The sequence below is a fragment of the Ktedonosporobacter rubrisoli genome (assembly GCF_004208415.1).
GTDB lineage: Bacteria > Chloroflexota > Ktedonobacteria > Ktedonobacterales > Ktedonobacteraceae > Ktedonosporobacter > Ktedonosporobacter rubrisoli.
This window is the reverse complement of record NZ_CP035758.1, coordinates 6,308,148-6,329,650: the sequence shown is the minus strand read 5'-3', so window position 1 is coordinate 6,329,650 and position 21,503 is coordinate 6,308,148. Positions and strand designations below refer to the sequence as shown.

Here is a 21,503-nt window from a genome sequence, read left to right as displayed (position 1 = left end):
CTTAGTGTTCCAGGCGGTAAGCGCGGGGCGTGAGGCCAAGGTGCTGCTTAAAGATGCGACTGAGATGGCTCTGATTGGCAAAGCCGCTTTCCAGGGCCACGTGAGCAAGAGGCATATCCGTCTGCTGCAGCAAATGTCGGGCCCGCTCAACGCGCAGACGTAGCACAAACTGATGCGGGCTCTCGCCGGTTGTCTCGCGAAACAGGCGCGCAAAGTGGTAAGGGCTGAAGCCAGTTTGGTGCGCCAGAGCCTCTAGGGGCAGATCCTGACTGAGGTGGGCCAGAGCAAAATCTGTCACGAGCTTGAGATGGCGACTTGATAAACGCTGCCCCAGCTCTTTTATCTCGATCCCCGGCGCTGTGTAGTGGCGCAGGAGATGAACTGCGAGCATTTGCGCGGCAGTCTCGGCATAAAGCTTGCCAGTGTGTGCTCCCAGCTCCAGTTCGCGATAGAGCGCGAAGCCAATCTGGGCAAGCAAGGGGTCCTGGAAGCAGGTCCGCCCAACCAGGGTAGTTTGTCCCGGGGCCCGGTTCGCCACTTCTTCGGCAGTGCGCGCGATAAGCTCCTGGCTCAAATGAATATGGACAGTCTGCATATAGTCAGGAGTGAGGCTTCTCCAGCGCACCTCTTGCTGCTCGCCCTGGGGGGGAGACAAGATGAGATCTTCGCGCCGCATAGGTAGCATTTTCCAGGAGCCTCGCACTGGCCGTCGCTCCATAAGCATCGAGCCCTGCGAGAGCAAGACTAGCAAGATATCGTCCTGTGGCGGCCCTGATACCCAATCCTTGATCTCCAGAGGTTCGTGAAAGGCCTCCACTTCCAGCCCCTTCCAGCCCTGGCCAGCGCTGGAGAGGAAGAGTTCGGGCTCTTTGAGCTTTTCTTTTCGCGGCGGCTGTTCAGATATGGCAAATTGCTTAAGCATAGCTGGCTCCCTCCTCTGCGGCTGTCTGTGAATGTTTCGGGCTTTCTCAAGCGTTGGGGAAGGAGCGACGCTGTTTGTCTTCCCCTTCCTGAAAAGTATGTCAGAAAAAGTGCAGCGGGTCAAGTCGAGTTTGCCTTGTTGGACTCATCCTGGCCTGAGCAGATTGGCGAGGCTGTAATGAATGTAGCTGCCCGGCGCGGGTGCAGTACAAGAGCTTGGCCGCGCCTGCTCTAGAAGCTACTTCATAATGTTAATGATGCTGCCAGTTGGGATGGGCTGTTTGGGACCCTGATCGCCGACCCTGATGCGTTGAACCAGCATATAGTAGCCCGGCGCCAGCGCATTTGGCAAAGCCAGACTGAGACCCTGGGACTTATTGGCCCAGTTATTGGTTTTGATGGGTGGCGTAAAGATTGCCACGCGCCCACTGATCGTATTGCCGTCGAAGCTCTCGGCTGACTTGAGATCGGCCACGCTGGCGAAGGGACCAACAAGGCCAGCCTCGATTGTCACTTGCTGCGGCTGGTCGTTCTGCGTCTCTCCATTGGGCTGAGGTGTCCAGGTAAGCCCTATCTGCTCGCCTGTCCTATAGACAAAGGAGGGATCATCAGGAATGGTATGGCGATCCTTGGGAAGCGTCATCGGCGAGTAAAAGGCATAGGTGGTATGGATCTGGGCCTCCGCGATGCCGCAGGCGCTTACGAGTGCGAGTATGCCCAGGGCCAGCAAGGCCCACATGCTATATTTCGTTATTCTACCAAACACGTGTTTTTCTAAAATCCTTTCGTGCCTCTTTTATCAGCTGGATATAAAGAAGATAATAGCGAGAGTATATCCTCGCCTCATATTATAAGCGTTTTGCGCCAGTTCGTCGCGCCCTCCCTTCCCTGTAGTCTGCGGCAAGTGAGCAAGAAAGAGAGCTAAGGGCGCCTGCTGCAGCAGGATAGATAGTCATTGCAAAGCCGGAAGTTATCGGGTATACTCCTTTCATAGAAGAGGTAGGAGAGGTATCATGCTTGCAACACCTTGCAAGCTGTATTTGTTTGCCTCTTATTTGCTGAAGAACAAAGCTTGCCCGTAGGGGATTGAAATAGACTTCATATCCTAAAAGGAGCAGTGTTGTGGCAATCCCTGATAAACAAGGGTCAAGTTATATTCTGGATGCCGAGAATGCTGCCGAATTGGCCCGCCTGGTCCGACAAGCGCGCACACTTCTGGAGCATATCGGGCTCGTCCCTGCAAATCTTGATCTTTCGCAAGTGCAGACAATTTTGGATGTTGGCTGTGGTCCGGGAGAATGGGCTTGCGCGGCCGCGCGTGCCCATCCGCAGTGTTCGGTTACCGGAATCGACATCAGCGAGCTTATGCTTGGCTACGCGCATCGATTGGCCGACGAGCAGGGGCTCGAGAATGTTAGCTTCCAGAGGATGGATGCGATAAGCCTTCCGCTGGAATTTCCTCCCGCCTCCTTCGACCTGATCTACTCAAGCATAGCCAGTTCTTTTATTCCTACGGCGCTCTGGCCTCAATTCCTGCATGAGTGCACACGCCTGCTGCGCGTGGGTGGCATTATGTGTTGCATGGAGATGAATAGCCTGGGTGTGAGCAACAGCCCGGCCCTTGAGCGCTACAATGATCTACTTCTTGAGGCAGCGCAGGGCGCCGGTATGGGACTGGTACCGCCCAGGGAAGAGCTCAGCTATGCCCAGGCCGTGGAGCGGCTCTTGCGCCAGTCAGGTTTTACGCGCCTACGTCAACGCGTTGTCGAGCTCGATATCTCGGCGGGCGCGCCGGCCCATACCTCGGCCAGAGATGGTATGCACATAGGCCTGAAGCTGTTGCAGCCCTTTGTCTTGCGCTCAGGTTTGTGCATGCAGGAAGAATTGAACGGGCTCTATCAGCAAGTTATGCAGGATATGGCCAGGCCCGAATTTCGCGCCGTGAGCTATTTCTATACCATCTGGGGCGTAAGAGCGCCCGCGAGCTAACTGGCTTGCAGCGATAATGTAGCAACAAGCGAAACTTGGGCAAATAAAATAAAATGTTGGAGGAGTGCAGGATGTCAACTCCCGCTGAGCAGTCAGGGACTGACTACGTAATCGATGCTGAGAATGTTGCCGAGATGGCCCGCCTGACCCGCCAGGCGCGCTTCATGACGCAGGCGCTGGGTCTGCTGCCCACGCCCCTGGACCTTACAACGTGTCAAAAAGTGCTGGATATTGGCTGTGGGCCGGGTGAGTGGATACGTGAGCTTGCTGAGCGCTATCGCGGGCTCTCAATCACGGGCATCGATACAAGCAAGGCGATGATTGGCTATGCCCGCTACCTGGCGCAGGAGCAGAATCTAGGACAGGTGAACTTTCAGCTTATGGATGCGCGTAGCAAGCTGGCCTTTGCCGATAATAGTTTCGACCTGGTTCATGCGCGCTTTGTTTCGGGCTTCCTTGACCGTCAGAGCTGGCCGCTGCTGCTGGCCGAGAGCCTGCGCGTGCTAGGCCCCAACGGTATACTCTGTGTTACCGAGCCTGTCGGCATGGGCTTCACGACAAGTCCTGCGTTTTCGCGCTACCAGAGCTTGCTGGCCGAGGCCTGGGCGCGCAGTGGACGCACGTTTTTTGCTGGCGACCAATGGGGTATCACGCCGCTACTGTTCCGCCTTGTGGAGCAGGCAGGCTTTGGACGCGTGCAGTCAGCGGCCCATGTGCTTAATTATTCGCACGGTGGGCCGGCTCATCAGGATATCATTGACGATTGGCGCACAGCCCTCGTTTTGCTCCAGCCCTTTATATGCAAAACCGGCGTGGCCTCACAGGAAGAGCTTGATTTGCTCTATGCGCGAGCTATGGAGGAGATGCAGGCTCCCGACTTCTGTGCCGTGCTCTTCTTCCAGACCGTTTGGGGCTATAAGCCTGCCTGATCCCTTTTTTCTCGTGCTTGCTTGAGCGCTTGTGCGGTGGCGGCAAACGCTCTTGCTACATCAGCTTCATTGGTTTGCCAGTTACAAACCGAGATCCGCATGCAGCGTTGTCCTTGCCAGGTAGTTCCGCTGAAAAAGGCTTCACCTGATTCCATAATAGCGGCAATTATCGCGTCGGTATGGCTGTCGTGATCGGCAGCGCTTGCCCGTGGGCTCGGATCTAGAAAGCGCACAAGGCCCTGATTGATCTGTGGTTCCCACACCAGCTCAGCCCCTGGCAAGTCTCCAATCTGGCGTGCCAGAGCCTGGGCGTGACGGCAGCAGCGCTCAATTAGATCGGCTACTCCTTCTCTACCCAGTTGTCGCAAGGCTGCATATGTCGCTATGCCACGTCCGCGCCGGGACCATTCGGGATTCCAGTCGATTTGGTCGCGGGCCTCCTCCTCATGGCTCAGATAGCTTGCCCGGTGCGACATTGAAGCACGATGGGCCTGGGGATGGGCCACAAAGGCATAGCCGCAGTCGTAAGGGACGTTAAGCCATTTATGGCCGTCTGTGGCCCAGGAATCTGCCTGCTCGGCACCAGCGAGCAGATGGCGATAGGCTGGACTGGTGGCCGCCCATAATCCGAAAGCGCCGTCGATGTGGACCCAGGCTCCGGCCTGCTGTGCTAACGGAATGAGCTCGGCGAAGGGATCGAACGCTCCAATATTGAGATCCCCTGCCTGCAGCAGGACAATCGTCGGGCGATTGGTATCTTCAGCAAGGGCATTGTTGAGTGTTGTCGCTTGCAGACGTCCATGTTCGTCGGTGGGTAAATCAAGCACACAACGGTTGCCCAGGCCTAGCAAGCGTATTGCCCTCTCAATGGAGCCGTGGCGCGCGCCTGAACTTAAGATACGCATGCGCGGTGCTCCACTCAATCCATCCTGTTCGCAATCCCATCCTCGTCTGGCTAAAAGAGCGTGGCGCGCGGCCGCAAGACAGGTGAAGTGCGCCATTTGACAGCCCGAAACCAGGGCAAAGCTAGCTCCTAACGGAAGCCCAAGCAGTTGTTTGAGCCAGCTTCCGCAGACTTCTTCAATCACAGCTTCCGCCGGAGCACACGCATATAATGCCGCGTTCTGGTCCCAGGTTGCCGTAAGCCAGTCGGCAGCCAGGGCTGCCGGCAAGGCACCCCCAATGACCCAGCCAAAAAAGCGACCGCCAGCATTTCCTATAATGCCTCCGCGCGTCGCTTCTACCAGCTCGTCGATCACTTGCGTTGCTTCCATCCCTGTGTCGGGAAGTGGTAGCTCTAAGCGTTGACGGAGTTGGGAAAGAGAGGCCGTGGCGCCGACAGGTAACTGTTCAAGTTGCTCTAGATACTCAAGCGCGTGACCCAGCGCCTGCCGCAAAACTTGGCGAAAAGGTGAGGTCATGGTTTTCCCTCCTTTTGTTGTGTGAGGAGCTTGTCTTCATGCTCATTAGAGAGAATAGTGGAGCAGAGGAGGAAAAACTATCTGATTCTTGCTTTGCAAACTACTTTCTACTAGCGTTGCCTCAGCCTCTTTTGTCGCCTGCTGCGCTGCATGGGTAGCGCTAGAAAGTCTCGAAAAGAAAAATAGCTTCCTGGCTCCAGGCCTGCAGAAACCTTGCGGTTTATGGATTGCATGCAGGCTTTGTTAGTCATTCTTACTCCCCAGCTACGTAATAATACCTAGCCATAATATGCAAAATATAGCCTTTTCTGCGAAAGCGCTTGACACCTATACCTCTATTTAATGTAAATTTAATCGTGTAAGATAGCAAAGAGCCGCTTATTGCATGCAGTTGGCCATCTAGACCTATCTTGCCATAATTTTTCCGAAAGGATCTATAAAAGTCTTGAAAAAACAGCTATGGGCCGGTGTTGTCGTACTGGCGGCCCTCGTACTCGTAGCGCTGCTCATCGGGGTAGCCTTCAGGCCTGCCTCGGCAGCTCCTTCCACGGCCAAAAAGGCCGCGACAACCACAAAAGCTGCCAGCACAACCTATCGTCAGGTAGGGGTGATGACCCTGCCTGATATGAGTGCGATCCAGCAGAAGTGGAGCCTTGATATTGGTTGGGTTGATCAGCAAAGCCATCTCTATTATCTGGCTGATCGCACCAACAAGGGCATCGATGTCTTCGATTTGAGCAAGCATCAGTTTGTTACCACCATAGGTGGTTTCGTCGGTCCTAACGGCATTCTTACCGATAATCAGGGCCAGCTCTGGGTAGGTGACAAGGATAGTACTGTGAAAGTCGTCAATTTGCAGACGCGCAAGATTGTTGCTACAATTCCCACGGGCGGCACAGAGCGGGCCGATGAGATCTCCTACGATCCCCAGGATCAATTAATCATGGTGGCCAATGGCGACGACAAACAGCCCTTTATCTCTTTTATCTCAGTGACTCAGCGCGCCATTGTTAAGAAGCTGCCTTTGCCCGATGCTCAGGGCCTGGAGGGCTCGGCCTGGGATGCCACAAGCCATCTGTTTTATCTTTCGGTGCCCAAGACTAGCAAAAATCCCGGCGGCGAGATTGATGCTATCGATCCGCTGAAAGGCAACGTGGTCAAGGTTGCTCCGTTAAGCAAATGCAATCCGACAGGTTTTGCCCTTGGTCCCAATCATCAAGCTATCGTTGGCTGCGATGGCAATGCCCTGGTTCTGGATCTGACAAACTGGAAGGTTCTGGCCACCTTCAGCCAGGTGAGCGGAGCCGACGAGGTGTGGTACAACAGTGGCGACCAGCGCTATTATCTGGCGGCCGATGGGAATCCATCCAGCCCCGTACTGGGCGTCATTGATGCTGTGGGCCTCAAGTGGCTGCAAAATGTTCCCACCAAGAGTGGCTCACACTCCGTGGCCGTCGATGCCAGCGGCAACGTGGCCCTGGTACCTACTACGGGCGCCGGCGTGGTGATGTACGCGGCCAGCTAAGCTATTTGTTTGTCGATTAAGATCAGCGGTGCGGGCCTGTCACGGTCCGCACCTGCTCAGGACCAAGCGCCAGCTCTGCAAGCCCTCGCTTATCGCTCTATTTCCCGCTATTTGAAAGCATGAGGGCAGAGAAGCTTCCTTAAAAGACCAGTTCCCTGCTATCCTGGCGCCCAGCGGGCTGGGAGCGATTCACTCGCTGGGAGTCTTTGAAGGTTCGTCCTCAATCGGGAACAAGATCGGACTGAGCAGATACTGTCTGCGACCTGGCGCGGGCTCGTTGTTCAACCATGGCACAATGGCCTTGCGCAGTCCTCCAATCAGTTCGTCGCGCTCCTGTGGGCTGAGCCATAACCCATGCTGCCGAAACCCGACCGCATCAGCAGAGGGGTCAGCGCCGCCTCGATCGAGGTAGGCGTTGAACTCGCCAAGCAAGGCGGCCATTGCGACAGCAAATACACGGCGATAATCATCAAGCGACGCAGCCGCAACGGCGTCAGAGGTGATCACCGCGCTTGATCGACGCAGCCGATACCAGCGTTCGACGGTCCCGCCCACAGGCTCATCATGGTCAACCTCAAGAATACCACCCTCAAAAAGTAAGCTGACCTGCCGGTACATAGTGGCCTTCGAGACATCGGGCATCCGAGCATGTAAATGGGCCGTGGTGAGGGTCCGCTCACCAGAGAGAGCATGCACGATGCGCAGCCTGACAGGGTGTAAAAGCAGTTCAATCGTATCCATGGTCCTATTATCTCACATCTGAGAATATTGTCAAGAATGAAACTATTGTCAAAAGTGAGAATATATGTTATCATTCTCAATGTTGAGACTAATAAAAAAGCCATCGTGGAAAAACGACCTCATGATGAGTATGTGACCCGCCACAAGGAGAGAAAAAATGACTGAGTTGAATACCATAGATGCAGCCGCAATCGCGACGAGCGTGGTTGAGATGGCCCGAGACGGGCGCTTTGGCGACATGGAGCAGTTGTTTGGAGCGCCGCTGCGAGCAGTCGTCTCGGCGGAAACGATGCGCGTAGCCTGGGCCACTGAGATCGCCAGCAGAGGCCCCGTGACGACAATTGGCGAACCAGCGCTGACGCAAGGAGAAAACGGCTTGATCCGCGTGCGGGTTAATGTTTTCTGTGAGCGTGGCGCACTGACGGTCGGCATGACTATGGATGGCCAGGGGAGCCTGCAGGGTCTGGCGCTCCTGCCTCCTGAAGGTGCTCCCTCGTGGACCCCGCCAGCCTATGCGAACCCCAGGAAGTTTGAGGAGCAGGAGGTGATGGTTGGCCCAGACGAACTCCCTGTTCCAGGGACACTCTCCTTGCCCCATGGGCACGGAAAGCGGCCTGGCGTGGTGCTGCTGCCTCCGATGGGGCCGCTCGATCGTGACGAGACGAGCGGACCAAACAAGCCGCTCAAGGATCTCGCGTGGGGATTAGCCAGTCGCGGCGTGGCAGTTCTGCGCTTTGATATGGTGACCTATGCCCACAGCCAGCAGGTAGCAACGAGGCGCGATTTCACCATGACGGATGAGTATATACCATACGCCTTGGCCGCCATCCACCTGCTTCAGCAGCAGCCAACCGTGGACCCCGCCCAGGTCTTCATCCTCGGTCATAGCATGGGGGCAAAGTCGCTCCGCGTGTCGCAGCTGCCGAACCGTCCGTTGCGGGTCTGGTGATCATGGCAGGGGATACCCAACCCATGCAGCGATCTGCAGTCCGCGTGGCCCGCTATCTCGCCCAACTCTCGCCCAGCCCAGAGTCTGAGGCCGCCGTCGAGACGATGGCGAGGCAAGCCGCGCTGGTTGACAGCCCTGAACTGTCCCCAGCCACGCCCGCAAACTCGTTACCATTCGGCCTTTCCGGGGCATACTGGTTAGATCTGCGCAGCTACGATCCTGTGGCGACAGCGGCAACACTCGACAAACCGATGTTCATTCTCCAGGGAGGCCGTGACTATCAAGTAACTGTCGAGGATGATCTTCCACGGTGGAAGGAGGGTCTTGGCCAACGGCCTGAGGTTACCATTCGCGTCTATGACGCTGACAACCATCTCTTCTTCTCCGGTACCGGTCAGCCAACGCCTGCAGAATACGACTCGGCACAACATGTTGACCCTGCCGTCGTTGCCGATATTGCCGCGTGGTTGGCGCCGAAGCAAGGAATGATCGCTCGCTTGTTCTCTCCCCTCAAGAGTCACAAGCAGTGATGAGAGGTGACGAGCTCACACGAAAGACCTGATAGAAGCATTTGTAACATGAAGGAAGCAACAAGTATGCATCTTGCAAAGAGATCCAACATAGAAAAACCATTCGAGGATTTGAAGGATTTCATCAGCACCATCCTTGAGGAGTGGAAGGTGCCGGGCGCGGCAGTCGCGCTTCTTCACGATGGGGAGATTCTCCTCTCACAGGGCTTTGGTCTGCGCAACCTGGCTGATGGGTTGGAGGTGACGCCAGAGACGCTCTTTCCTATCGGCTCCTGCACCAAGGCTTTCACAACTGCATCCATGGCCTTGCTGGTAGATGAGGGAAAGTTGGACTGGGATACTCCGGTCAAAGCCTACCTCCCCTCCTTTGAGATGTATGACCACTTTGCCACCGAGCGTCTGACTCCCCGTGACCTGGTGTCGCACCGCTCTGGCTTGCCGCGCCACGATCTGATGTGGTACAACTCCACGTGCACGCGCAAAGCGTTGGTTGAGCGTTTACGCTACCTCGAACCGAATAAGGACTTGCGCACATGCTGGCAATACCAGAACCTTATGTATATGGCCGCCGGGTATCTTGTGGGTGAACTCGCTGGCCAGACCTGGGAAGCGTTTGTGCAGAAGCGCCTTTTTGAGCCGCTGGGGATGACGAAGAGCTTCACCTCGATCGAGGAGGCGAAGGATCTGCCACAGTGTTCCCATCCGTATCTTCACAGGAATGACGAGGTGCGCGAAATGCCTTTTTACGCGGCGCAAGGAGCCATCGCGCCAGCCGGGTCCATTGTGTCGAGCATCGATGATATGAGTCGGTGGGTGTTGTTCCAGCTAAAGAGAGGGAAGCATGAGCAAACCCAACTGCTCTCCGAAGAGCAAATAGCGCAGATGCATACCCCACATATGGTGGTGCCGGAGACCACCAAATACGCCGAGATGACGAACATGACCTATGGAATGGGCTGGTTCATCCATACGTACCGTGGGCACAAAATGGTCGAACACGCTGGCAATATCGATGGCTTTAGCTCGCTGGTGACCCTTTTGCCGCAGGAAAACATGGGCATCGTCATCCTTACCAACAGTCATGGGAGCCCGGTGCCTGCTCTGCTGACCTACCATCTCATAGATCGCTTCCTCGGCCTTGAAGCAGTTCCCTGGAATGAACGCTACAGGGAAGAAGATGATGCCTTGAAGGCGGCTTCGGTGGAGGGCAAGGAGAGAAGTGAGACGGATCGAGTTCAGGGAACACAGCCATCTCACGCCCTTGAGGCCTATACGGGTGATTTCGAGCATCCTGGCTATGGGACCATCTCGATTACGAGGGAGGCTGATCAGTTGAAGGCAATCTTCAACTCACTGGAACTTCCCCTCAAGCACTATCATTACGACACCTTCGAGGCCACAATTGAGCGGTTCGACCGCAAGATGAAACTGTCATTTTTCACCAACGCCAGGGGAGATGTTGAGACGCTCAGTGCCCCAATGGAACCTGTCGTCAACGATATAGTCTTCAGGCGCTTGCCGAAGCAACAGATGACAGAGAAGCGTTTCCTTGAGCCATTCGTTGGGTCCTACGAGGTGATGGGCCTGCAGATAGTTGTAGCTTTCAAGGGGGAGCATACATTGATTGTCTCCGTTCCGGGTCAGCCCACGTTTGAACTCGTCCCATATAAAGGGATGGAATTCCACGTCAAGGGGCTTTCGGACTTCTGCGTAGAGTTCAAGAGCGATGAAGCGGGAGTGATCACTGAAGCCATCGTGATTCAGTCAAACAATGTTTTCACCGCCAAAAAGAAGGCAGCATAGCGGAAACGAAGCGTGTATAGGTCTTACAAAGCCGGTAGAGGCCTCGGGTAGCCCAAAAACCGGCTTTTCTTCCCCTCGTAAAAGGCCCGAACACTCTCTGCCCTTGAAGCTGGCTTTATATACGCAGCAGCAGTTTACCCGTTGTTTCCCTTGATTCCAGGAGACGATGAGCCTCGCCGGCCTGTTCCAAGGGGAAGATCCTGGTAATGTCGATCTTGATCTGTGAGCTCGCTACCATGGCAAGGGTCTGCCGGGCTGTAACGGCCAGCAGATGGGGGGCAGTCTGGCTCAACGTGCCTAAGCTATAACCCATGATGGCCTTGTTTTCGTTTAAAACGGCGCCAGGATTGAGTGGTAAAGAGTGCCGTTTGCCTTGCTCGTCGTTGGCATTGCCAAAGATCACGAGGCGACCAAAGGGGGCAAGGATCGAGAGGCTCTGGCTGCGTACCGGCTCTCCAATCGCTTCAAGCACAATATCCACACCACGCCCATGCGTGAGCTCGCGCGTTCTCTCCTGAAAGCTGTCGCGCAGGATCACATGATCATAGCCGAAAGGTTGGGCATATGCAGCTTTCTTGGGACTGCTTACCGTTCCGATGATCAGGCCTGCTCCCAGGCGGCGGGCAAATTGCCCGGCAATGCTCCCAACGCCGCCGGCGGCCGCGTGAATAAGTACCGCTTCTCCCTGTTGTAAGCGCGCAACACGCACAAGCAGATCATAGGCAGTCGGGACAATCGTTGGAAAGCCTGCGGCAATTGCCAGATCGATGGAAGCCCCAGATTCGTCGAGCGGGAAAGTGCAAACAGCCTGAGCCAGGGCAATCTCTGCGTATCCCCCGCTTGCTGTGAAGGCCGCGACTGGCTGGCCGATGCGCAATCCCTCGACGCCAGCACCGAGCGCATGAATAGAACCGGCCACTTCAAGACCAGGCACAAACGGAGGCAAGCCTCCATGCAGTCCACCACGCCGGGCCATCGTTTCTGCGTAATTCACACCCGCATACGCTACCCGAATGGCTACCTGCCCTGGCCCCGGCTCCGGGGTGGGCACTTCGCGTACTTGCAATACTTCTGGCCCGCCGAATTCAGTTACTACGCTTGCTTTCATCTCTTTTTCCCTTCTCTTCCTGTGCAATTGCCTGGCCTTTTTGCCAGGGCGCGGCTTGCGCAGCGCTCTCACGCTACGAAGTATAGACAAGAAAATTCTCTTTTGTAAGGAGGCACGAGAAAGTGACCTGGTTACCCCGTAGTAACCTGCAAACGTCATATTCCATCCCGCAATGTTGAAGTTGTATTTGCAATCGTTGACATTGCAACGATTTATCTGCTATACTGCATGTAGTTGTTTATGCAACTATATGCAAAGCAACGATATAAAGATGAGATATAAATTTCATCCTTGAGGCAAGGAGCCAGCTATGATTGATTTCACGCCAGTGCGTCGCCGCCATAAGAGCATGCAGCAGTTTGCCCTCAGCTTCTCGCGCGACGATTTTCGGCGTTGGACCAAAGAATCCGTGGAGCGTTTTCTGGCTCTATTGGATAGTTGCCAAGATGAGACCATCACCTTTGTGCCCGCCGATCCGCAGGCCAATGATCCCTACGCCGCCGATCCGGCCGATCAGCATCTAGCCTGGACGCTGGGCCATGTCATTGTGCATGCGACGGCTTCGGCTGAAGAATATGCCGCCTCTGGAGCCGAGCTGGCCCGTGGCGTGCCCTTTCATGGCCGCCCGCGTTATGAGCTTCCCTGGCAGGATATTACCAGCGTGGCCCAATGCCGTCAGCGCCTGATGGAGAGTCGGCGCATCAGGCTGGCCAGCCTGGAGATGTGGCCAGATCAGCCGCATCTGGATCTGGGCTATGTGCCCTGGGAAGAATCGGGCTGGGTCAATGCACAGGGGATTTTTGCCTGGGGCCTGGCCCATGACGATGATCACTATCGCCAGGCCGCAGGTATTCTTGCCCAGTGGAGCGCAAGCGTCCCGGCACAGCTTTAGGAGCGTTTTTGGCGACGCTTGTGTGATGACTTTTTTTGACTGAAGCGAGCAAAGTTAACGAAGAGGAGAAAAGCCGTGAGTTGGCAGTTAGATCCTGGACATACACATATTGGTTTTACGGGTCGCCATATGATGGTAGCGACCGTCAGAGGAGAATTTACTAACTTTAGCGGAAGCGTAGAATTTGATGAGCACGATCTGACGCGCTCAAAGGTTGAGGTGCAAATTGAGGCCGCCAGCGTCACCACGCACAATGCTGCGCGCGATGAGCATTTTCGCTCGGCCGAATTCTTTGACGTCGAGAAATATCCCTATATCGCCTTTAAGAGCAAGCGCGTCGAGATGAGCGATGCCCACCACGGTCAGCTGATCGGCGACCTGACGATCAGAGGTATTACCAGGGAAGTTGTGCTCAGCGGCGAATATGGCGGCGTCAATCAGACACCCTGGGGCACGTATAGCGCCGGCTTCAGCCTGCAAGGAAAGGTTGACCGCAGGGATTGGGAGCTCAACTGGAACGCCGTGCTGGCCGGCGGCGGCCTGGTGGCCAGTGATACGATCACCCTCACTATCGATCTTGAGCTTACAAAGCCGGTCGAGGCTACAGCCTCGGCTTAGCCTCTCTCGCCTCTACTTGTGCTCTATAGGCAGGAGACTGTTATGAGCAATTTGATAGAGTAGAGGTGTGGAAAGAAAAGCATATTCAGGCGCTGGCGGCTCAGCCGCGTGTTCTTGCATCAAGCCAGAGGGCAGCGCTGAATGGAGAAGAGGTTGTGGACAAGCCTTTTGCAACCTCTTCCCGCTTTCTCTCCAGGCCTATCTCTCATGCATTAGTTACGCTGAGATCGATAACAATGTGCTTGGGCTCATTTGCTAGTAGATGGCGGAAAATGCTCAAGGACAAGCTTGCCAATCAGCGAGCCTTGCTTCACTTTCCTATGCGCCTCAAGCACATTGCTTGCTGTGATTGGGGATAGGCGTTCTGTGAGCGTTGTGCGAATGACTTTAGCGTCAATCAGTTCAGCAACTCTATTGAGGAGATCGTGTTGTTTTTGCATATCTGCAGTTTGGAACTCGCTCCGCGTAAACATGCCTTCCCAGGCTACGGTAACACTCTTGCTCTGCAATGCTGTCAAATCGAGAAGCTGCTCAGTTCGATCGATTAAACCAATCTTTCCTTGCGGGGCGATAACTTCAGCCATCGCCTCCCAGTAGCTGGCAGTATTTTTCAGGCAGAAGATATAGTCCACTGTCGTAAATCCTAGCTGTTGCAACTGGCTGGCGAGAGGATAGTGATGATTCACTGCATAAGCGGCGCCGTGCTCTTTCACCCATTGGATAGACGTTGAACGGGAAGCCGTCCCGATCACGGTGAGCCCGGCCCAGTGTGCGAGCTGGGTGGCAATGGACCCGACTCCACCGGCGGCATTAATGAGCAAAATGCTTTTTCCCCGATTTGCTTGTGGATCGAGGGGAATCAAAAGGCGCTCAAAGAGTCCTTCCCAGGCCGTGATTGTGGTCAGTGGAAGCGCTGCAGCTTGCGCAAAATCCAAAAGTTGCGGTTTTGCCCCCACAAGACGCTCATCTACTACATGCAGTTCGCTGTAAGCGCCGGGACGCTTCCAATCTCCGGCATAGTAGACAGCATCGCCAGGTCGAAAAAGGTTGCACTGGGAACCCACAGCTTCCACAACTCCGGCGACATCCCAGCCGAGAATAAGCGGAACAGATTCCGTCCTGGGCATTGCCTCGCGAACTTGTGTATCCACAGGATTGATGGAGATGGCCTTGACACGTACTAACAGGTCTCTGCTCCCTGGTGTAGGATCTTGTATTTCTACATCGCTGAAACTATTTGGGATATCTAGAGAATGAGAGGGGGAAAGTTGAATGGCTTTCATAGATTGCTTACCTCTTGAGTTAATGCTCCCTTGCAAAGACAATAGATTGTACTACGATTCTACCGCTAAAAAGAGAAATCTGTGAGAAGCAGAAAAGACAGAAAACACAAAGATACTGCCATGCATACAGTTGTGATCCTTATCTACGGTGCGGTGAATCCCTTTGAGCTTACTGTGGCTGCAGAGATTTTTGCTGCTGAGCGCCCTAAGCTAAAAGTCCCCTGGTATCGATTTGTTGTGTGCTCCCGAAGCGAGTACTGTGCAGGTCTCGGCTGGCCTGACGCTCAATGCATCTTGTGGGCTAGTCCTACAGTTGTAGATGGCCGGTGAGAGCGCTTCGGTGTTTGTAATGACAAAGCCGCGCAAGAGCTTGATGGGTGCGTCGCCAACTGAAACAGCGTCTGATTCGTTGGCTCAATTGCGCAAAGGCTGCCATTCACGCTTCTTCAGGCGAGACAGATGGGATGGCCAAAGGAAAGGGCAGAGGCATACGTGATTTTCCTGGTCCTTGGACGTGACAGTGAAATGAACCGGGAGCAGATGGAGTTATCCCTCATACAAATCGCCAGCCAGGTATTTTAACCCAGTATCGACGGCGACTGTCACAATGGTATGCCCAGCACCAAGCTCCTGCGCGAGTTGGAGTGCGCCGACAACATTGAGGCCGCTGGAAACCCCAGCAAAGATACCCTCTTCTTGCGCGAGGCGGCGAGCCATCTGGCGGGCTTCCCCCTCATCGATGCCACGTACTTCGTCGTAGAAGGCGGAATCGAGCAGCGGAGGAACCGACCCGATCCCAATGCCCTCGACATGATGGGTTCCCGCTTTGCCAGTGGAGAGAAACGCAGAACTCGCTGGTTCCAGTGCGATCATTCGTGCCTGGCTGTTAGCCTGGCGCAAGGCTCTGGCGACCCCCATGAGCATTCCCGCCGTTCCGACTGCCCCACAAAAGGCGTGAATTGGCCCCTCGATCTGTTCAAGTAATTCGCGACCAAGCTTTTCATGGCCTGTGATGATATCAGCATTGTGCAACTGATCTGTCCAATAGATGCCTGGATCTTTCGCCAGTTCACGTGCGGCCTCAATCATGCGCGGGGTCAAATCCGGCGTGACCTGGCCTCCCACGCTTGGAACTATCATCAGCTCTGCACCGAAGGCGCGCATCGTTTGCAGTTTTTCACGGGCAAATGCATCAGAAGAGACCACTTTGAAGGGATACCCTTTGACGGCGCAGACAAAGGCGAGCGAGGAGCCAGTGCTTCCTCCGGTGTACTCCACTACCGTCATACCTGGCCGCAAGGTGCCACGTGCTTCGGCCTCCTCGATCATAGAGAGAGCCATCCGGTCTTTGTAGGAGCCAGTGGGATTAAAATACTCAAGTTTGACGAGGACGTCGGCGGAGATTGTGGGAACGATCTTTTGTAATCGGACAACCGGTGTGTTTCCAATAGCTTGGAGAGCTGAGGCACACACACCTTTGGCTGGAAGAGGCATGATGATGGTCCTTTCCGCATGTGGAAGAGAGAAGCAGTTTTGTCTCGCTTCTCTCTTCAACTTCTCATCTGATAGAGGGAACTACTCTGTATTGCTCAAGTATAGCGAGCATGGTAAGATAAGTCAAATTGATTGTATTCATCATTTGCATGAGGAAATACTCATATGACATTCGCACAACTTCAGGCGTTTGTTGCGGTGATCGAGAGTGGCAGTTTCACGACAGCTAGCGAGGTGCTTGGCATTACGCAATCAGCTGTGAGCCATGCTCTGGCGAGCTTAGAAACCGAGCTAGGAGTCACCCTGGTCCAGCGTGATCGCGCTGGACTCGCTCTCACAGATGTGGGACAACGCGTCATTCTCCAGGCACGAGAGATGCTCGCGAGAGCTGAAAACATCCGACAGGAAGCAGCCGCAGCACGGGGTTTGGAAACAGGCAAGCTCCGTCTGGGAAGTTTACCCAGTATCTCTGCCCGCTTCTTGCCAGGAGCGCTGCGGATGTTTCGGCAACGCTACCCCAAAGTGGACATCGTTTTACTTGAAGGTACGGATCAAGAGGTACGAGCCTGGATCGATGCTCGCATGGTGGATGTCGGCGTGGTGACACTGCCCACAGAAGGAGTGGATGTTACTCCCATTGCACACGATGAATTCCTGGTCATTGTTCCTGAAGCCCATCCACTGGCCAAACACTCGTTGCTCCGCATTGAAGCCCTGGCACGCGAGCCGTTTCTGCTGTGTACAGGAGGATGTGGACCACTCATTCAAGCCTTGTTTGACAAGGCAAACATGAGATTTCAGGTGCAATTGGAGGTGCGAGAGATTGCAGCCGTTCTGGCAATGGTTCAGGAAGGCATGGGGATCACGATGATCCCTGAGATGGCCCTTCCCTCTCAGTTCCCCACAGGCATCAGAGCGCTTCATCTGCGGCCCGCTGCCTGGAGACATCTGGCATTAGCGGTTCCCTCACGCCAAACTACGTCGCCTGCAACACAGATGTTCTTGCAGCAGGCGCAACAGTGGGGACTCTCGCAGGGCTTTCTTCGAGAAGACGATGAGTTGGAAAAGCTCAGGTGAGACAAAAAACGGAAAGAACAGCGACTCAGCAAGAGCGCAAAGCCATGAGGCGTGCTAATAGCCAACGTCTTCGGCGCTAGCCAACTTGGGACTCGCGCGGGCTGGCAAGTTCAGGCCTTACCGCTTGCCCACTTCCAGGCCGGTGCGTGCTCTCGCCTGGATGGGGGCAATGCCGACAAACGCTTAGTCTTCTTCGGGCGTCTGGAAGCCGGTGATCTCATCGATGAGCTTAAGCTCTTCCTCGCTGAAGAAGATGTTATGCAGAGCCTTCACGTTCTCTTCGATCTGCTCCACCTTTGAGGCTCCGATCAGCACGCTTGTCACTGACGGATGGCGCAGATTCCAGGCTAAAGCCATCTGGGCCAGGCTCTGGCCGCGCTGCTGAGCCAGTTCATTGAGCTTGCGCACCTGAGCCAGCTTATCATTGTTGCGTTCATCCCAACCGTGACCCTGGTTCCACCACAGAGCGGCGCGCGAGTCGTCAGGCACCTCTTTGCCAAGATATTTATTGGTAAGTAGGCCCTGCGCCAGTGGACTGTAGGTAATCACGCCAGCTCCGGCCCGACGCGTATGGTTGAGCAGATCGTACTCGGGCGTGCGGTTGAGCAGGCTGTAGCTGGGCTGATGGATCGTAATTGGCGTCAGGCCCAGGCGTTGCGTCACTTGGACCGCCTCCTCAAATTGTGCACCCGAGAAATTGCTTACGCCCACGTAGAGCGCTTTGCCCTGCCGCACAATCAGATCCAACGCCGCCATCGTCTCCTCTAAAGGCGTCTCTGGATCGGGACGATGCGCGTAGTAGATATCCACATACTCAAGGCCGAGCCGCTTGAGGGACTGATCAAGGCTGGCCACAAGGTATTTCTTGGAAAGCCATTCCCCATAAGGCCCCGGCCACATGCGATAGCCGGCCTTCGTCGAGATAATCAGCTCGTCGCGCGGCATATCGCGCAAAATTCGCCCTACAACTCTCTCGGCGTTGCCGGCAGGATTTCCGTAGTTGTTGGCAAGGTCAAAGTGCGTGATGCCAAGATCAAACGCGCGATACAGGCAGGCGCGCGCAATTTCCTCACCGCGATAGCCACCAAAGGTTTCCCAGGCGCCCAGCGAAATAGCCGGCAGATCTAGTCCAGAGCGTCCACTGCGCCTGTAGAGCATCTGGCTATAGCGATCCTCGGCAAAAGTATGGGTTTCTGTCATCTGTAAATCCTTTTCAGATCAAAAGGCTTGCATGCCTGCTAACGGAAGCTCGGGCAGGCATGCAAGCCAACATTTCAAGCTGGCAAATTAGTGGCCCGGCTCCAGCGCTTTCACATTGCCGAAAACGCGGGCCGCGCCCGGGGTTGGAGCAGCCCAGCGCGTTGCGTTAATGATCACGCGCTGCACCTGGGTGTGGTGGTATGTAGGCAACGTCTCGTGCCCCGGTCGGAAATAAAAAATCTTGCCGCGCCCCCTGTTGAAGCAGCAACCGCTGCGGAAGATCTCGCCGCCACTAAACCAGCTAACCAGGACCAGCGTATCGGGGGCAGGGATATCGAAATGCTCGCCATACATCTCTTCGTGGGCGATATCGATATACTCGCCAAGGCCCTCAGTGATTGGATGGCCGGGAGCTACCACCCACAGGCGCTCGTGATCGTTTGTCTCACGCCACTTGAGATCGCAGCTTGTGCCCATCAGGCGCCGGAAAATCTTCGAGAAGTGCCCCGAATGCAGCACAATCAGGCCCATGCCATCAAGCACGCGCTGTTGAACGCGTGCCACCACCTCGTCCTTTACCTCGTCGTGGGCCGCGTGTCCCCACCACAGCAGCACATCAGTGCTATCGAGCACATCGGCTGGCAGGCCGTGCTCGGGCTCGTCAAGCGTTGCTGTGCGTACTTCCATACCGCCGGCCTCGCCTAGCACTTTGGCCAACGTATTATGGATACCATCGGGATAGATCTCGGCAACCTCTTTCATCTCTCGTTCGTGACGAAATTCATTCCATATAGTGACGCGGAGATTAGATGTCATCGGCAACTTCTTTCTAGTGCAGCAACTACTTAAGGCTGGTTCACGGCCGGCTCTGCCCTGGCGCAAGGCCAGCGATAAGCCAGATGACCAGGCAACGGAGATAGATAGAAAACGTGGACCGGCCACGCTGCGGCAAGCCGTGGGCGCAGCGCGCGTGCTCTTTCTCAACGCCATGGCAGATCTGCCAGTGCCCATATGCCGATCCGGGTCATGGTTTGATTCTAACACGAACCCCAACGCTGTGGAAAGGGCTAGCGGCGCGGCCAGGTCGTCGGTACGTGCATTGCGTACCTCGCTCAGCGCGCTCTTTAGTGCAGGAGCGATTGGGATCGTGAGCGGATTGTAGCCTCAAAAAGCTGGGCCGCTAGCTCGCATTCTTCAGCGCGTACCAGTATCACGCTTCCATCGTCGCCGATGGCCAGATAGAGCCCATTATCGGCCTGTAGCGTCAGTTTGTCGCCATCCTGCCGGCGCGGCTTGAAATGGGTGGCTGCGGCTTCCGTGTTCGGGCCTATGGCCAGGATGACATTATCAAGATCGTCATCATGTCCGATCCGACAGAGATAGAGCCCATTATCGGCCTGTAGCGCGATGCTATCGTTGGCAAGCTGTTTTATCGTGAAGTGTTTTTCGCGCGCCTCGGCCTGTTCGCTACCAACCACTAGCACATGCTTGAAGAGGCCATAGCGCTCCGTGCGCATGAGATAGCCGCCATTAGCTTCCTGTAAAACGATTACATCGCCATCATTGAAGATTGGCCTGGCCTCATCACAAAGGGATTTCATCAACTTCTCCTTCCTCTTGCTCGGCAGGAAATCTACCTGTCATGAATCGCTAATCGACTGATGGGCAGCCAAAGCTCAGGGCAACATGCTATGAGCTCTTTTTATTATGCCCCGGGCTCACAAATCGGTATCTTTCCTTAGCAAGCGCGGACCTATGCCAGGCTGATGATTGCTCCAAATCCTTGCACAGCTAAATCTTAATGATTGTCGGCTGCGCTTTGCAGGCTATAGTGCTGTATTGACGCTTTTTTATGGCACCTCTATACTCTACTGAAAAAGAGATGAGAGGAAGCGTTTCTGTGGAATACAGCGCCATTGAGCGGTCAGTTGAGGCTTTTCAGCAGCCTGTTGGCCAGGCACACATCATTGCGCTGTGTCGGCGTGCGTTTGGAGAGGAGAGGCAGGTTGATTCAGTGCAAGAACTTGGCGGTGGACTTTATAACAATACCTACCTCGTGCATATCCAGGAGCTGCATCCGGTCATTTTGCGCGTTGGACCTCATCCAACGCGTCAATTTCGTATCGAGAGCAATCTAATGCGTAATGAGTATGCCAGCCAGCCCTTTCTTGCGCCCATTTCACCACTTCTCCCCCGCATCCTCATGGCAGATTTTACCCACCAGATCCTTGAGCGAGATTATATGTTTCAGACCTACATGGAAGGAGAACCATGGGCTCAGATCATGCGCACGCTCACGTCAGAGGAAAAAAAGGCGCTTTGGAGGCAGCTTGGCAGCATTGCTAAGAAGATCCATGCCGTCAGAGGTCAGCACTTTGGGAGCTCTGTTCTTGACTCTCCACTCCCTTCCTGGAGCCTGACCGTCATAAGCTGGCTGACAAGCATCGTGCGCGATCTCGCAGAGGCCCGCCTGGATGCGAGCGATGTTAGCTGCCTTCTCGACATCGCTCAAACGAACCGCAGGCTCCTTGACGAAATCACGCAGCCGCGGTTGCTCCACGGCGATTTGTGGGTTCCGAATATTTTAGTCAAGCGCGGCGAAGGTGGAGCGCAGATCGTCGCCGTACTTGACTCCGATCGAACCTCCTGGGGCGATCCTCTGGCTGACTGGACCATGTTTCTGCTGCAGCGCGAAGCCGGCACGGAAGTCGATGCTTTTTGGGAAAGCTATGGCCAGCCAGAGAAGAGCCCGGGAGCGCAATTTAGATCGCTCATCTATCAGGGAAGATGTATTGGCGGAGCACGCCTGGAACATCATCGCCTTCACCACCACGAGTCCGTAAAACGTTCCTACCAGGATATGCAGACGGTCATTCAGGTTCTGCCGACCGCTGGTATGCCCTAGCGAAAGCTCTGGAAAGAGCCTCTGAGTCTTCGTGCGGTATCCCTTTTTGCCGACATGTTGCGCCTGGCTGGTCAGGCAATGCTTTAGAGGAACTACCACTAGGCTGGAAATGGCTGCT

Annotated in this window: 21 protein-coding genes; 11 read left to right on the top strand and 10 right to left on the bottom strand. The window is 55.1% G+C overall.

Features of this window, described 5'->3' with window-relative positions; genetic code table 11:
* Nucleotide 1: 1 nt before the first annotated feature.
* Together EPA93_RS27530 and EPA93_RS27525 are read right to left on the bottom strand one after the other, a co-directional pair.
* Nucleotides 2–922 (bottom strand): helix-turn-helix domain-containing protein, encoded by a 921-nt coding sequence (locus EPA93_RS27530; RefSeq protein WP_129890581.1) that lies wholly within the window; start codon nucleotides 920–922, stop codon nucleotides 2–4.
* 237 nt (nucleotides 923–1,159) lie between these two features.
* Nucleotides 1,160–1,687 (bottom strand): hypothetical protein, encoded by a 528-nt coding sequence (locus tag EPA93_RS27525; RefSeq protein ID WP_129890580.1) that lies wholly within the window; start codon nucleotides 1,685–1,687, stop codon nucleotides 1,160–1,162.
* 356 nt (nucleotides 1,688–2,043) lie between these two features.
* On the opposite strand from EPA93_RS27525, the gene EPA93_RS27520 reads away from it, so the two are divergent.
* Nucleotides 2,044–2,910 carry a class I SAM-dependent methyltransferase gene (locus EPA93_RS27520; RefSeq protein WP_129890579.1) on the top strand — a complete coding sequence of 289 codons (867 nt, stop codon included), beginning with the start codon at nucleotides 2,044–2,046 and terminating at the stop codon, nucleotides 2,908–2,910.
* Between the two features lie 71 nt (nucleotides 2,911–2,981).
* Nucleotides 2,982–3,839, top strand: a complete 858-nt coding sequence (locus tag EPA93_RS27515) for a class I SAM-dependent methyltransferase (protein WP_165423429.1) — start codon at nucleotides 2,982–2,984, stop codon at nucleotides 3,837–3,839.
* On the opposite strand, the gene EPA93_RS27510 is transcribed toward EPA93_RS27515, so the two are convergent.
* Nucleotides 3,824–5,260 (bottom strand): pyridoxal phosphate-dependent decarboxylase family protein, encoded by a 1,437-nt coding sequence (locus EPA93_RS27510; RefSeq protein WP_129890577.1) that lies wholly within the window; start codon nucleotides 5,258–5,260, stop codon nucleotides 3,824–3,826. The two genes, EPA93_RS27515 and EPA93_RS27510, sit on opposite strands and share 16 nt — an antisense overlap.
* A gap of 445 nt (nucleotides 5,261–5,705) precedes the next feature.
* On the opposite strand from EPA93_RS27510, the gene EPA93_RS27505 reads away from it, so the two are divergent.
* Nucleotides 5,706–6,785, top strand: a complete 1,080-nt coding sequence (locus EPA93_RS27505; protein ID WP_129890576.1) for a YncE family protein — start codon at nucleotides 5,706–5,708, stop codon at nucleotides 6,783–6,785.
* Nucleotides 6,786–6,974: 189 nt separating this feature from the next.
* Here the strand turns inward: EPA93_RS27505 and EPA93_RS27500 are convergent, their stop codons facing one another.
* Nucleotides 6,975–7,526, bottom strand: coding sequence for a helix-turn-helix domain-containing protein (locus EPA93_RS27500; RefSeq protein WP_129890575.1), 552 nt, complete (start codon nucleotides 7,524–7,526; stop codon nucleotides 6,975–6,977).
* Nucleotides 7,527–7,683: 157 nt separating this feature from the next.
* On the opposite strand from EPA93_RS27500, the gene EPA93_RS49225 reads away from it, so the two are divergent.
* The 3 genes from EPA93_RS49225 (at nucleotide 7,684) to EPA93_RS27490 (ending at nucleotide 10,808) form a co-directional block, all read left to right on the top strand.
* On the top strand, nucleotides 7,684–8,475 hold the full coding sequence (locus EPA93_RS49225; RefSeq protein ID WP_207229222.1) for an alpha/beta hydrolase: 792 nt from the start codon (nucleotides 7,684–7,686) through the stop codon (nucleotides 8,473–8,475).
* Nucleotides 8,476–8,498: 23 nt separating this feature from the next.
* Entirely contained in the window at nucleotides 8,499–9,005 is a 507-nt protein-coding gene (locus EPA93_RS49220; RefSeq protein ID WP_207229221.1) for an alpha/beta hydrolase family protein, read from the top strand.
* Between the two features lie 66 nt (nucleotides 9,006–9,071).
* Nucleotides 9,072–10,808: a serine hydrolase gene (locus EPA93_RS27490; protein ID WP_129890574.1), complete on the top strand. Its 1,737-nt coding sequence runs from the start codon at nucleotides 9,072–9,074 to the stop codon at nucleotides 10,806–10,808.
* 115 nt (nucleotides 10,809–10,923) lie between these two features.
* Here EPA93_RS27490 and EPA93_RS27485 read toward each other — a convergent pair whose 3' ends face one another.
* Nucleotides 10,924–11,916: a quinone oxidoreductase family protein gene (locus EPA93_RS27485; protein ID WP_129890573.1), complete on the bottom strand. Its 993-nt coding sequence runs from the start codon at nucleotides 11,914–11,916 to the stop codon at nucleotides 10,924–10,926.
* A gap of 310 nt (nucleotides 11,917–12,226) precedes the next feature.
* Here EPA93_RS27485 and EPA93_RS27480 point away from each other — a divergent pair, with 310 nt between their 5' ends.
* The gene (locus EPA93_RS27480) at nucleotides 12,227–12,808 is read left to right on the top strand and encodes a DinB family protein (protein WP_129890572.1); all 582 of its coding nucleotides are present in this window, start codon (nucleotides 12,227–12,229) and stop codon (nucleotides 12,806–12,808) included.
* A gap of 75 nt (nucleotides 12,809–12,883) precedes the next feature.
* Nucleotides 12,884–13,426: a YceI family protein gene (locus tag EPA93_RS27475; protein WP_129890571.1), complete on the top strand. Its 543-nt coding sequence runs from the start codon at nucleotides 12,884–12,886 to the stop codon at nucleotides 13,424–13,426.
* A 248-nt stretch (nucleotides 13,427–13,674) separates the two neighbouring features.
* Here EPA93_RS27475 and EPA93_RS27470 read toward each other — a convergent pair whose 3' ends face one another.
* Nucleotides 13,675–14,709, bottom strand: coding sequence for a zinc-binding alcohol dehydrogenase family protein (locus EPA93_RS27470; protein ID WP_129890570.1), 1,035 nt, complete (start codon nucleotides 14,707–14,709; stop codon nucleotides 13,675–13,677).
* Nucleotides 14,710–15,255: 546 nt separating this feature from the next.
* Complete coding sequence (locus EPA93_RS27465; protein WP_129890569.1) at nucleotides 15,256–16,203, bottom strand: PLP-dependent cysteine synthase family protein; 948 nt, start codon at nucleotides 16,201–16,203, stop codon at nucleotides 15,256–15,258.
* A gap of 165 nt (nucleotides 16,204–16,368) precedes the next feature.
* Here EPA93_RS27465 and EPA93_RS27460 point away from each other — a divergent pair, with 165 nt between their 5' ends.
* Complete coding sequence (locus EPA93_RS27460; RefSeq protein ID WP_129890568.1) at nucleotides 16,369–17,280, top strand: LysR family transcriptional regulator; 912 nt, start codon at nucleotides 16,369–16,371, stop codon at nucleotides 17,278–17,280.
* A gap of 183 nt (nucleotides 17,281–17,463) precedes the next feature.
* On the opposite strand, the gene EPA93_RS27455 is transcribed toward EPA93_RS27460, so the two are convergent.
* Complete coding sequence (locus EPA93_RS27455) at nucleotides 17,464–18,480, bottom strand: aldo/keto reductase (RefSeq protein ID WP_129890567.1); 1,017 nt, start codon at nucleotides 18,478–18,480, stop codon at nucleotides 17,464–17,466.
* A gap of 87 nt (nucleotides 18,481–18,567) precedes the next feature.
* Nucleotides 18,568–19,296, bottom strand: coding sequence for a ThuA domain-containing protein (locus EPA93_RS27450; protein WP_129890566.1), 729 nt, complete (start codon nucleotides 19,294–19,296; stop codon nucleotides 18,568–18,570).
* On the opposite strand from EPA93_RS27450, the gene EPA93_RS27445 reads away from it, so the two are divergent.
* Complete coding sequence (locus EPA93_RS27445; RefSeq protein ID WP_129890565.1) at nucleotides 19,274–19,642, top strand: hypothetical protein; 369 nt, start codon at nucleotides 19,274–19,276, stop codon at nucleotides 19,640–19,642. The two genes, EPA93_RS27450 and EPA93_RS27445, sit on opposite strands and share 23 nt — an antisense overlap.
* Here EPA93_RS27445 and EPA93_RS27440 read toward each other — a convergent pair.
* Nucleotides 19,605–20,081, bottom strand: a complete 477-nt coding sequence (locus EPA93_RS27440; protein WP_129890564.1) for a fascin domain-containing protein — start codon at nucleotides 20,079–20,081, stop codon at nucleotides 19,605–19,607. The two genes, EPA93_RS27445 and EPA93_RS27440, sit on opposite strands and share 38 nt — an antisense overlap.
* Nucleotides 20,082–20,380: 299 nt before the next feature.
* On the opposite strand from EPA93_RS27440, the gene EPA93_RS27435 reads away from it, so the two are divergent.
* Entirely contained in the window at nucleotides 20,381–21,385 is a 1,005-nt protein-coding gene (locus EPA93_RS27435) for a phosphotransferase family protein (RefSeq protein WP_165423428.1), read from the top strand.
* Nucleotides 21,386–21,503: the final 118 nt, after the last annotated feature.